The sequence below is a fragment of the Sphingomonas sp. genome (genome assembly GCF_031361285.1).
Classification (GTDB): domain Bacteria; phylum Pseudomonadota; class Alphaproteobacteria; order Sphingomonadales; family Sphingomonadaceae; genus Sphingomicrobium.
The window spans coordinates 1-12,104 of record NZ_JANMCO010000152.1; the positions used below are offsets into that span (position 1 = coordinate 1).

Genomic DNA, 12,104 nt, shown 5'->3' on the forward strand with positions numbered 1-12,104 from the left:
CGATCGGCATCCTGATGGCCGGGCTGGCGCGGTTGGCGCGAGGCGGCACGACCCTGCGCTTTATTGTCTATGTCGTGGCGGCGGCGCTGTTCCACCGAACGGCCATCGTCATGCTCCCGCTCGTTATTCTCTCGGGAGAGCGCAACCGGACCCTGAACCTGGTGCTTGCCCTGGCGTTCAGCTTCATCCTCTACGACTTCTTCCTGTCGGGCACGGCCGACCGGTTCGTCACCAACTACATCCGGGCAGCATATAATTCGCAAGGAGCGGCCATTCGGGTTGCGATGTCGATCGTCCCGGCAACCATATTTCTGCTCAATCAGCGGCGGTTCGGATTTTCGCCACAACAGATAAAAATGTGGCGCAACTTCTCGCTGGCCGCATTCCTCTTTCTGCTGCTGCTGATCGTGCTTCCATCATCGACCGCGGTCGACCGGCTTGCCCTGTATATTACGCCGCTGCAAATCGCGGTCCTGGCGCGGATACCGCTTGCCTATCGAAGCAATATCGCGAAGTTCCTGATCATCCTTTATTCGTTCGCGGTGCAATTCGTCTGGCTGAACTATGCCGACAATGCGGGCGCGTGGGTGCCCTACCAGCTCTATCCGTTCAGCTGAGGCTTCGCCGCGCTCGCGAGCGCAATCGGCGGACCCCCGCGAGGGGCGAGAAGCGGTCCGAATAATAATCGAAAACCACATCGCCATCGCGGAAATTCAAGGTGTGCGGCCCGCGCAGTCCCGCCAACCGCACCGCGCCGACCTCGGTCTCCCGATATTCGGCCGGCGAAATCGCATCGACCCGAAAAATCACAATTCCATCGCCGTAATCCCGCCGCAGGTCCTGGCCAAAGCGGAAGCGCGCTCCATTGGCGGCGACGTGGATGGCGCCGGCCATCCGCGAGCCGGCGGGAGAGATGCGGATCGGGCTCGAGCCATGCTCGGCGAAGCGATCGAACAGCGAATCGGCGTGCCACAACCGCAGCACGGAGCTGCCATCCCGGTCGTCATTGGCGAACAGGAACACCCCGGCGTCGGACAGGAACAGAGTCGGGTCGATTAATCGCGGCCGGCCGGGCACATCCAGCTCACCAACGTCCTCAAGCCTTGATTGCGACAGCCGGTAAAGCCTGGCCGCCGACCATTCCGACATTTCCGGGACCATGAAATGCTGGCCATCGACGGTGCACGTCGCGGGGTAGCTGTAATGTCCACCCGTCCCGTTGGTGAGGGGGGTTTCGGCAGTCGGCGACAGAAAAAGGATCTCGCCGCTGTTGGTCGATTTCCTGAGCGCTTCGACGAGCAAGCCAAGCCCTTCGGGATGATAGAATGGATCCGCCAGGAAGCGGTATTCCGGCGGGCATCGGGCGACGCGCCAGGTCGTTCGATCGGGCAGGCGTGACAAAGGCGCCGCTCCGGCGTCCGCGGGAACCGGCGCCTCGGCGACCTCCCAATATTTCTCGAACATCGCCCCGTAGGTCACATGCCGGAGCAGGCAGCGCAGCTGCTCGACCAGGAAGCGCAGCACCAGTGTATTCGATGGCAGGCGGTAGATCTTGCCGGTCGCCTCGATCGCAATCCGTTTCCCGCTCAAGGCATTGGCGATCGCGGTCTTCAGGAGCAGCGGCGAGCAGCGATAGGATTCGACCATCGTCCGCCGATAGGAATGACCATGCGCCTTGGTTTCCGCGAAGGCGACGATTTCCCCGGCATCGAGCGAGTTTGAGAGGATCTGGACGACCTGGCCGATCGTGTCCCGGCCTGTCAGCAGCTCATGGAAACCGGCGGGCCGGCCGCGGAAGGCGCGCGAATCCCCGTGGTGGTAGGACAGGATCGGGATCGCCAGCTCGGAAGCGGCCGGGACCCGCAACAGCCCCATGCCGAATTTCAGGAGCAAGGCGGGCTGATCGGCGGCGATCTTGTCCAGCAGCGGCTGCGGCAGGCGTTGCCAGGCGCCCTCATATTCCGCCGCGAAATCCATCCTGCCGGCAACTTTGAGCGCTTCGGGCAGTCGAACCTGCGCGGTCGTGCGGGTCCGCAGGCAGGCCAGGTTCAGCCCGTAGTAGAGCGCATGTTCGAGCGAGCGACGCGACGGGCGGCTGTTGGTGCAATTATAGACAAGGATTTCGCATTCGGGCGGCAGCCTGGCCAGCGCGTCCGCCTGCCACCGGGCAATGTGCAGGTTGTCGACGATGAGGCCTATCTTCATTGGCGAATGCTTCCTGGTTACCGGCCGGACCTCAGCGCTTTCTCGTCTAGCTTCGCTTTCGATGGGCTGCCAAGGCAGATATTGGCCAATCGTCGCAGCTTATCTACGCATCGGGCCTTGCCGACACGGGACCTTATCGCGTCCGATTTGATTATTGACATCCAAGCTATGGATAGGAGAGCGGAAGGAATGAAGAACTTCGCGTTGATCGAAGCCGCGGGGTTCATCCCACCCGGCGAATGTTATGGCCTGGAGCGCGGCGAGTGCCGCTGCATCGCCTCATGATCCCGTTCATCGACCTGCGCTCCCAATATCACTCGCTCAAGCAAGAGATCGACGGCGCCATCGCGCGCGTGCTCGAGCACGGCCAGTACATCATGGGCCCCGAGGTAGCCGAGATGGAGCAGGCGCTCGCCGCTTACACCGGGTCGGAGCATTGCATTGCCGTCGCTAGCGGCACCGAAGCATTGCTGATCTCGCTGATGGCGCTTGGCATCGGGCCGGGCGATGAAGTGATCATGCCGGCCTTCACCTTCGCCGCGACCGCCGAAGTCGTGGTTCTCGCCAGCGCGACGCCCGTCCTCATTGATATCGAACCCCATACCTGCAACGTCGATGCGGCCCTGATCGAGGCCGCGATCACCAAGCGGACCCGGGCGATCATGCCGGTCAGCCTGTACGGCCAGACAGCCGATATGCAGGAAATCAACGCACTCGCCGAACGTCATGGACTGGCGGTGATCGAAGACGGAGCGCAAAGCTTCGGCGCCGAGTATCTGGGGCGAAAGAGCTGTGCCGTTTCGACCCTGGGCTGCACCAGCTTCTTTCCGTCAAAACCACTCGGCTGCTACGGCGACGGCGGGGCGATCTTCACCGACGATTCCGCGCTCGCTTTGGCGTGCAGCGAAATCCGGGTCCACGGCCAGTCGGGCCGCTATCACCACACCCGGATCGGCGTCGGCGGCCGCATGGACACGCTGCAGTGCGCGGTCGTGCTTACGAAACTGAAGCGCTTCGAGTGGGAAATCGCCCGCCGCGTGGAAATCGGCGAACGCTACAATCGCTTGCTGAGCGAGCGCGGCATCGAGCGGGTGTCGCAAAAGCAGGACCGCACCAGCGTCTTCGCCCAATACACCATTTTCGTCGACGATCGGGAGACCGTGCAGCGGACGCTCGAAGCGGCGGGAATTCCGACCGCGGTGCATTATCCAGCTCCGCTCAGCGAGCAGCCCGCCTATCGCGATCGCTGCGTTTTCGGGCCGCTGCCGCATTCCGAGCAAGCGTCGCGCCGGGTGCTTAGCCTGCCGATGCATGCCTATCTGGAACAATCGGACCAGGATCGCATCGTCGACGCGGTGGCGAAGGCGGTCGCCGGCAAGTGACGACGGACTTGGTGGTCAGCGGCGGAGAAATCGGGCCGGTCGAGCTGGGTGAATGATCGATTCCCTGCTCCGTCACAGCGTAACCTATGGCTTGACCAACATTGTCGCGCGGGGTTCGCTGCTGGTCTCGCTGCTGGTGTTGGCGGGGATCCTCGGGCCGACCGATTATGGCGCGCTGGCGATGCTCACTTTGGTCGGCACTCTGGCGGCGTTGGTGGTGACCCTGCAAGTCTCGCAGGGTCTGGCGCGCTACTACACCGGCAGCAAGGACGAGGGGGAGCGCACCGCTTTTGCGAGCAGCGCGTGGTGGTTCACGCTGGCGGGCCAGTTGATGTTCCTCGTCGTCTGCCAGGCATTCGCGCCGTGGCTGATCGACCGGGTCCTGGGCAGCCGGGCCTACCTCGGCGCATTCCGCATCGCTTTGGTGGTGATGGTGTTCAACGGCCTGTTCCTGTTCATTCAGGCCCAATTCCGCTCGGCCTTTCGCCCCCGCGACTTCGTCATCGTAAGCCTGATCTACAGCCTCTTTGCACCGGGCCTGTCGATCGCACTGGCGATGGCCGCGCCGGTCCCCATCGAGGGGGCGTTCCTCGGCCAGGCCGTGGGCACTGCGGCCGCGGTCGCGTGGGGCGGCTGGCGGCTTCGCGGGCAGCTTCTGCATCCGATCTCCCGTTCGCACCTGCGGCAGATGCTGGCCTTCGCGGTGCCGTTGGTTCCGGCATCGCTGGCGGTGTCGATGCTGGCCTATGCGCCGCGCATCGCTCTCAACGATCTCAGCAGCCTCGCCGCGGTTGGAGTGTTCGCATTCGCGGCGCAGATCGGGACCGTGTCGACCCTCGCCGTCGTCGGACTGCAGGCGGCGATGACCCCGCTGATTACGGCTCATCATGCGGAACCCGGCACTCCGGCGGCGATCGGCCGCGTGTTCGAAGCCTTCTGTGCCGCGGGCCTGCTGCTGTGTTTGGCACTCGGCCTGTTTGCCGCCGACGCCATCGCCTGGCGCGGCGACCCGGCCTATGCGGCCGCCGGACCATTGGTAATGATGCTCGCGCCGGCGGCGTTGCTGGTCGAGATGTACATCTTCGCGCCCGGATTCTGGATCGCCAAGCGCACCAGCCTGCAGGCGGTGGTAAGCATCGTCTCCGGCCTGCTGGCGCTTGCTTTGGCCTACCTGTTGATCGGTGCTTTCGGGCTTTTCGGCGCGGCCATCGGCAGCCTCGGGTCGGCGGCCGCCTTCAGCCTCGCCTGGTGGATGCTTTCGGACCGCTTCTATCCGGTGCCGGTGCGATGGGGGCGGATCATTCTGTTCGTGACGGCGACCGTCAGTGGTTCGATAGCGGCGCTGGTCCTGACGACCCCGGGCACCGTTCTTGCAGTCGCCGCGAAGCTGGCGGTGATGGCGGCCGGCGCGGCGCTGGCGGTGGCCATAGACCTGGTTCCGTGGCGCGACGGGATGAGAGCGCTGGCGCGCATCGCCGGGCGCGAGCCGCCGCCTTCGGCGGCCTTGTAGAGTTTAGTGGGGAATCGCGACTGTGACCGAACGCCGGCTGATGTACATCGACATGGCCCATACCCTCGAGCTCGTCCGCCAGAAGCGGCACGACCAGTTTTTCGAGATGCGGCACAGCGGCGACTATTTTGCCCGGGTTTGGGGCGTGCATCCCCTGGCCGATATCGCCGGCAAGCAAAGCTCCTCGATCGAGGTTACGCCGTTTTCCGATCGACAGGTCATCATCGAGGGCGTCGCCGAGTCGCTGAAACTGCCGAAGTGGCTGCTGCCGCTCAATTTCCTGATCTCGCAGGCGAAGCTCGTGCGACTTTTGCGGCGAGTGATTCTGGATCAGCGCATCTCGCTTATTGCATGCGCGGATCCTTATTATTCGGGCTTCGTCGGCTGGCTGTTGAAACGGCTGACCGGTCGGCCGCTGCTGGTCGCCGTCAATGGCAATCCTGACGAAATCTATGAAGCCACCGGGGCTCTCCAGATGCCCCGGCTGCTGCGCTTCCGTTGCGTCGAGCGCTGGTTGGCGCGCTTCGTTCTGTCGCGCGCCGACCTGGTGACTGCCGCCAACCGCAACAACCTCGGCTTCGCGGTCGCCAACGGCGCGCGGGCCCGAACCGCGATCATTCCGGTTAGCAAGTACATTGAATCGGTGCATTTCCTTCTTCCGTCCGAGCGTCCGCCATCGGCGCGCCTGTCTCGCCTCGGGATAAGGCCGGGCACGCCATTGTTGCTGTGCGTCGGTCGCCTGCTGGCGCTCAAGCATCCGGACGAGGCGGTCCGCGCGATGGCGCTGGTGATTGAAAGCACCCCGGATGCCGTCGGGCTCCTGGCCGGAAGCGGGCCCATGCAGCCTGAATTGGAAGCGCTGGTCGAGGACTTTGGCATGGCTGGCAAGATCCATTTCCTTGGCCATTTGGACCAGTTCGAGCTCAGCGAGATCACCCCTCATTGCCTCACTTTGTCCCCGCTGACGGGAATTGCGTTGATCGAATGCGGCCTGGGGGGATCGCCGATCGTCGCCTTCGATCGCGATTGGCAGTCGGAATTCGTCGTTGACGGCGTCAGCGGCTTTGTCGTCCCGTTCCTCGATCACCGGGCGATGGCGGACCGCGCATTGCAACTGATCAACGATCCCGGGCTGCGGGCCAGGATGTCGAAAGCGTCGCGGGAACGGGCCCGCGACTGGTCCGATGTCGACCGCATCCGCGCGTTGGAGCATCAGGCTTATGACGACCTGTTGAAAGCGAGCACGCCGTGACCAGAGCGAAGATTCCCACCGGCGCTCGCAACATCGACACGAAAACCGTCGAGGGTTTCGGCGAGGAATGGAGCGCGTTCGACCAGGGCGATCTCGATCCCAGCGAGCGCCGCCGCTTGTTCGAGCAATATTTCTCGCTGTTCCCATTCGATGAGCTGCCGGACGATGCCGAGGGTTTCGATCTCGGCTGCGGCTCGGGGCGCTGGGCCGGGCTGGTGGCGCCCAGGGTCGGCAGGCTCAATTGCATCGACCCCTCCGCGAAAGCGCTGGAGGTCTGCCGCCGCCGACTGGCCGGCGTGGCCAATGTCGACTTTCACCTCGCCGACGCCGACGCCATCCCGTTGACCGATGCCAGCCAGGACTTCGGCTATGCGCTCGGTGTCCTTCATCACATCCCCGACTCCGCCCGCGCCATGCGCGACGCAGTCCGCAAGTTGAAGCCCGGGGCGCCGTTCCTGGTCTATCTCTATTACAGCTTCGACAACCGCCCGGCGTGGTTTCGAGCCGTCTGGGCAGTGAGCGACGTCGCCCGGCAGGCCATTTCGCGGCTGCCGTTTCCACTCCGCAAGGCGGTTACGTCGGGGATCGCGGCCCTCGTTTATTGGCCGCTCAGCCGATCGGCGGGCCTGTTCGAGAAAGCCGGGGCGGACGTCGGCCATTTCCCATTGAGCGCGTATCGCTACCGCAGTTTCTACAGCCTCAGGACGGATGCGCTGGACCGTTTCGGCACGCGGCTCGAGCAGCGTTTCTCGAAAGACGAGATCCGGCGGATGATGGCGGCGGCGGATCTCACCGACATCGCTTTTAGGGAAGGTGAACCCTATTGGGTCGCGTGTGGGCGCCGGGCGAAGGCCGCCACCGGTCGTGACCGATGAACATCGTCCATGTCATCCCCGCGTTCACCAAGGGAGGGGCGGAGCGCGTTGCCGTCGACCTTGCGAACGCGGCCGTGGCCAACGGCGATGCAGTCGCGATCGTCGCCGCTTTCCACGTTCCCGAGGACCTGTTGCTGTGCGACCTGCGCGATGAAGTCGACGTGCGCTATGTCGCGAGATCGGCGGGCTCGATCCTCGCGGCCTATTTGCGGCTGTTGCCGTGGATGCTTCGCAACCGCGAATGGCTCCTGTCGCGCGACATAATCCACTGCCATTTGACCTTCGGAAGCCTGTTCGGCGCCGTGGCGACCGCCATGCGTGCGCTGCGCCGGGGCAATCGGCCCAGGATCGTCGAAACCTATCACGGCATTGGAGCGCCCGTGCGACTGCCGCTCAAACGGTTTCACATGGCGCTCGCGGCCACCCATGACGGCTTCATCGCGATGGCCGAGGACGAGCCCTGGTCGCGGTTCGCGCGCGATCATCCAAAAGTGCGTTCGGCGATGATCCCGAACGGGATCGCTCTAGACCTCGCTCCGCCGACAAAAGCCGCCAGCGACGCCTATCGGGCGGAGGCGGGCATTCCTTCGAATGCGCTGGTGATCGGTTCGGTGGGCCGGCTGGTGCGCGAGCGGCGACCCGAGATGCTCATGCGGATATTCGAGCGTGTGGCGAGGTCGATTCCCGATGCCCATTTGCTCATGGCCGGCAGCGGGCCCGAGGCGAAGCGCCTGGGAATTATGGCAGCGGAAGCGGGCCTGGCCGAACGAGTCCATTTGCCGGGGCTGGCGTTGCGGCCGGCGCTGCCTTTGTCGATCATCCACCTCTATCTGACGCTGAACGTCGGCCCGATCACCGGGATCGCGGCACTGGAAGCGGCCGCCATGGGACTGCCCCTCATCGCCTTCCAGGCCAATGACGCGTATCGCACCGGGCCGGGCGACTGGATTTACTCCAGCTCCGATCCCTCGGCGGTCGCAGCCGAAGCGGTCCGCTTGCTCGGTTCCGTCGAGGCGCGGCGCGCGCTCGCGGCGCGGCAGCACCAGCACGTCCTGGCCCATCATGGCGCCGAGGCGATGTTCCGAGCTTATCGGGCGTTTTACGAGAAAATTCTCGGCTCGCCGGACTGATCTCAGGCCAGCTGCGGTTTGTTCAGGATCGATCCTTGCACCACGGTGCAGATTCGCATCGCCTCCACGCCGGCATCGATTCCGGGCGTATGCTCCAGGAATTCGCCATTGCAGCTCTGCAAAAACGCCTGCAGTTCCAGGACCAGGGCTTCCTGCGGCCGAACCTCCAGCGTCTCTTCAAGCGCGGTGATGGTGTAGGGCTCGCCTTTGGGCTGGACGACCTCGGATTGCCGGGTGATCGAAATCTCTTTTCGAAGCAAATCGCAATCGACGAACATGTCGCGGCAGGTCGCCTGGATCATGCGCATTTTCTTGTCGGTGATCCGGCTTGCCATGATCCTCGAGAAGCGGCCATTGCGGTGCGTGAGGAGGGCCGAGGCGAAATCGATCATGCCTCCTTCGGCTATGCCATGCGCAGCGACATCCGACGCCGGACCATTCAAATGCAGGGCCAGGTCGATGTCGTGGATCATCAGGTCGGCGACCACGTCGACGTCCGTGATCCGCGCGCTGATCTTGTTGGTGCGGGCGAAATCGACGCTCACCACTTCACGCGAGCGATCGAGCAGCTGCTTCAACTGCTGGACCGCAGGGTTGAACCGCTCCACGAACCCGACCTGGATATTCAACCCCCGCTCGGCCGCGAAGGCGGCGACCTCGAATGCCCGATCCGACGTTTCCGCAACCGGCTTCTCGACGAAGATGTTGCGAACGCTGCCGGCGGCCGCGAAAATGTAATCGGCGTGGGTCGTCGTCGGGCTGGCGATAATGACCGCATCGACCTCGCCCAACATCGAGCTCCAGTCGTCGGCTGCCGGCACCCCGGCGCTTTGGCCAATTCTTTGCGTGGTGTCCGGATCCTTGTCGTAGACAAAGCCGATCTCCGCGCCCTTGAGCAGCGACAGGACACGGAGGTGGTTTTGTCCCATCCTGCCAAGGCCGATGATCCCGCAGCGAACCGGTTTGCCTGGCGTCACGATTGTCGATCCTTGCGAGTGCCGCTCTCGTCGACGTAACCGACCATTCGGGCGGGGTTGCCAATCACCAGCGCGAACGGCTCGACATCCCTGGTGACCACCGATCCGGCAGCGACCATTGCAAATTCACCGATCGTAATTCCGCAGACGATGGTGGCATTCGCTCCGATGCTCGCGCCGCGCCGGACCATGGTCGGGGAAACCACCCAATCCTTGTTGAATGCCCGCGGCACCCGGTCGTTGGTAAAGCAGGCGTTGGGCCCGACAAACACGTCATCCTCGATAGTTACGCCATGGTATACCGAGACCGAATTCTGAATTTTGCAATTGTCGCCGATGGTGACGCCGTGATCGACATAGACATCCTTGGACAGGATGCAGTTGCGGCCGATGGCGGCCTGCTCGCGGACCTGGACATTGACCCACAGCTGAGCCCCCGCGCCGATCCGCGCGCTCGGATCGACGATTGCTGATGGATGGATGAAGGTATCCGTCATTTCGTCGCGTTCCGACCCCAAAATTGTGCTTCTGCCAGATGAAGATAGCGCGCCTAACACGAGTGTCTGGCGGGTCAAAGGCGGCCTCGGCGAAAATTGTCGCCACGGACCCGTTCGCCGGGCGTTCAGCGAAGATCGGCAAGAACGCGCGGATGAAGGCGACCCGACGTCAATGGCTGCTCGCCGCGGCCGGCACTTGCGCCATGTCGGCCAGCCGGCGCGGCGGCGCCCAGGTTGCGGCGATCGCGCCCGAGAGCTTCGGCGCGCGCGGCGACGGCGTCACCGACGACACCGCCGCATTCGCCGCGATGGCGGCGCTGGTCAACGCGCGCGGCGGCGGTGAAATCATCCTTCGTCGCACCACCTACCTGGTCGGCGGGCAGCATCGGCAGCCCGGCGGGGAATATGCGTTTGAGCCGGCGAAGATCATGGAGTTCCTCGGCTGTACCGGGCCGCTGGTCATTCGCGGCAACGGTGCCCGGCTCCTGTGCCAGGCCGGCCTTCGCTATGGCACCTTCCATCCCGTCACCGGACGGCCAACCCGCAACCCGATGCCGTACACCAAGCCGGGCGAGCTGGCGTCGCCGTACCGCTCGATGATTCGGGTCGAGAACTGCAGCGGGCTGGTTGATATCCGCGATCTCGAGCTGGATGGAAATGTCGGACGTCTCCTGATCGGCGGCCAATATGGGGATGCGGGCTGGCAAATCGGCACGACCGGCATTGAGCTGGTCAACAATTCGGGGCCGGAGCGGCTGAGCCGGATCCACAGCCACCATCATGCGCTCGACGGCCTCATCATCAACGGGCTCGACAGCCGCGCCGCGGTGAGCACCGTCGACGACGTTGTCACCGAGTATAACGGGCGCCAGGGCTGCAGCATCGTCGGCGGCCGCGGCTACAGCTTCACCCGGTGCAAGTTCAGGAACACCGGCAAGGTGCCGGTTTCAAGTCCTCCGGGTGCGGGTGTCGACATCGAGTCGGAAGCGGGCAAGCACGTCGGCGACCTTCGCTTCGCCGACTGCGAGTTCTCGAACAACAGCGGCGCGGGGCTGACCGCCGATAGCGGCCCATCCGAGGGAGCGTTGTTTGAGCGCTGCACCTTCATCGGCACCACGTCCTGGGCGGCGTGGCCGAACAAGCCGAGAATGAGGTTCATCGGGTGCAACTTCGTCGGCCCGATTGTGCACGCTTTCGGCGATCCCGACCCTGAGCGCGCATGCCAGTTCCACGACTGCACGTTTCGCGACGACCCGGCGCTGTCGCCAACCGGGCAAGTGTACGGCGGCGCCAACCTTTCGCGGCCGATCGCCGACCTGCCCGACAACCCGAACGTGTTGTTCAACCGCTGCCGCTTCCTCCTGACCCACGACGCCGTGCTGCCGTGGACCACCAATGTCGTCATCTTCGCCGATTGCGTGCTGTCGCAGCGGGCGCCGGCGCAATCCTATCCGAGAGGCACCTTCATCGGCCGGAACGTCCTCACCGGCAATATCGAGCTGTACAGCGCGCGCATCCACGGCGAGGTGATCTTCAACGGCCGGCGCCTGCCTCCGGCAGACTAGAGACGCTGGCGGCGGGTCGCGCGTTGACGTAATCAGCGCGCTGCAAACGGATGGCAGGATCTTATGTGCGGCATCGCTGGAATCATCGGCAGGGAGGTGGATGCCGACATTCTCGCCCGCATGGCGGCGACGATCGTCCACCGCGGTCCCGATGACGAGGGTATTTGGGTCGATGCGGCGGCCGGCGTCGGCTTGGCCCACCGGCGCCTGGCGATCGTCGACCTGTCGCCATCCGGCCACCAGCCGATGCATTCCGCCGATGGCCGCTACGTCCTCACCTACAATGCCGAAATCTACAACCACGCCGAGCTTCGCCAGGAGCTTGAGGCGCAGGGCGCCACTCCGCCGGGCGGTTGGCGCGGTCATTCGGACACCGAGACGTTCCTGGAATGTGTGTCGGCCTGGGGGCTCGACAAGACGCTGCCCAGGATCGTCGGCATGTTCGCCTTTGCGCTGTGGGACCGCCAGGAGCGCACGCTCAGCCTGGTCCGCGACCGCTTCGGCGAGAAGCCGCTATACTACGGCTGGGCCGGCAAGGATTTCATCTTCGCGTCCGAAATAAAGGCGATCCGCGCCCACCCGGGCTTCAAGGGCGAGATCGACCGCCGCGCGCTGCGGCTGTTCGCCGCCCGCACCTACATTCCGGCGCCCTTGTCGATCTACAAGCGGCTGTTCAAGCTCGAGCCCGGCTGTGTGCTGACCGTCACGCCG

11 protein-coding genes are annotated in these 12,104 nt (G+C 64.3%); 8 read left to right on the plus strand and 3 right to left on the minus strand.

Annotated elements, in window-relative coordinates:
- A partial coding sequence (locus RMO25_RS12400) for an EpsG family protein (RefSeq protein WP_309662912.1) occupies positions 1–617 on the plus strand: 617 nt, incomplete at its 5' end.
- Here the strand turns inward: RMO25_RS12400 and RMO25_RS12405 are convergent.
- On the minus strand, positions 610–2,205 hold the full coding sequence (locus tag RMO25_RS12405) for a hypothetical protein (RefSeq protein ID WP_309662913.1): 1,596 nt from the start codon (positions 2,203–2,205) through the stop codon (positions 610–612). The genes RMO25_RS12400 and RMO25_RS12405 overlap by 8 nt on opposite strands.
- Positions 2,206–2,486: 281 nt before the next feature.
- On the opposite strand from RMO25_RS12405, the gene RMO25_RS12410 reads away from it, so the two are divergent.
- The 5 genes from RMO25_RS12410 to RMO25_RS12430 are packed head-to-tail and all read left to right on the plus strand — an operon-like array spanning position 2,487 to position 8,354.
- Positions 2,487–3,587 carry a DegT/DnrJ/EryC1/StrS family aminotransferase gene (locus RMO25_RS12410; protein ID WP_309662914.1) on the plus strand — a complete coding sequence of 367 codons (1,101 nt, stop codon included), beginning with the start codon at positions 2,487–2,489 and terminating at the stop codon, positions 3,585–3,587.
- Positions 3,588–3,639: 52 nt separating this feature from the next.
- On the plus strand, positions 3,640–5,097 hold the full coding sequence (locus RMO25_RS12415) for an oligosaccharide flippase family protein (protein WP_309662915.1): 1,458 nt from the start codon (positions 3,640–3,642) through the stop codon (positions 5,095–5,097).
- Positions 5,098–5,119: 22 nt separating this feature from the next.
- Positions 5,120–6,349, plus strand: coding sequence for a glycosyltransferase (locus RMO25_RS12420; RefSeq protein WP_309662916.1), 1,230 nt, complete (start codon positions 5,120–5,122; stop codon positions 6,347–6,349).
- Entirely contained in the window at positions 6,346–7,224 is an 879-nt protein-coding gene (locus RMO25_RS12425) for a class I SAM-dependent methyltransferase (RefSeq protein WP_309662917.1), read from the plus strand. Before RMO25_RS12420 ends, RMO25_RS12425 begins: the two co-directional genes overlap by 4 nt.
- The gene (locus RMO25_RS12430) at positions 7,221–8,354 is read left to right on the plus strand and encodes a glycosyltransferase (protein WP_309662918.1); all 1,134 of its coding nucleotides are present in this window, start codon (positions 7,221–7,223) and stop codon (positions 8,352–8,354) included. Before RMO25_RS12425 ends, RMO25_RS12430 begins: the two co-directional genes overlap by 4 nt.
- 2 nt (positions 8,355–8,356) lie before the next feature.
- On the opposite strand, the gene RMO25_RS12435 is transcribed toward RMO25_RS12430, so the two are convergent.
- Positions 8,357–9,331 carry a Gfo/Idh/MocA family oxidoreductase gene (locus RMO25_RS12435; protein WP_309662919.1) on the minus strand — a complete coding sequence of 325 codons (975 nt, stop codon included), beginning with the start codon at positions 9,329–9,331 and terminating at the stop codon, positions 8,357–8,359.
- Positions 9,328–9,828: an acyltransferase gene (locus RMO25_RS12440; RefSeq protein WP_309662920.1), complete on the minus strand. Its 501-nt coding sequence runs from the start codon at positions 9,826–9,828 to the stop codon at positions 9,328–9,330. Before RMO25_RS12440 ends, RMO25_RS12435 begins: the two co-directional genes overlap by 4 nt.
- A 62-nt stretch (positions 9,829–9,890) precedes the next feature.
- Here RMO25_RS12440 and RMO25_RS12445 point away from each other — a divergent pair, with 62 nt between their 5' ends.
- Together RMO25_RS12445 and RMO25_RS12450 are read left to right on the plus strand one after the other, a co-directional pair.
- Positions 9,891–11,393: a hypothetical protein gene (locus RMO25_RS12445; RefSeq protein ID WP_309662921.1), complete on the plus strand. Its 1,503-nt coding sequence runs from the start codon at positions 9,891–9,893 to the stop codon at positions 11,391–11,393.
- A gap of 63 nt (positions 11,394–11,456) precedes the next feature.
- The coding region (locus RMO25_RS12450; RefSeq protein WP_405051889.1) for an asparagine synthetase B family protein at positions 11,457–12,104 on the plus strand (648 nt) is incomplete at its 3' end.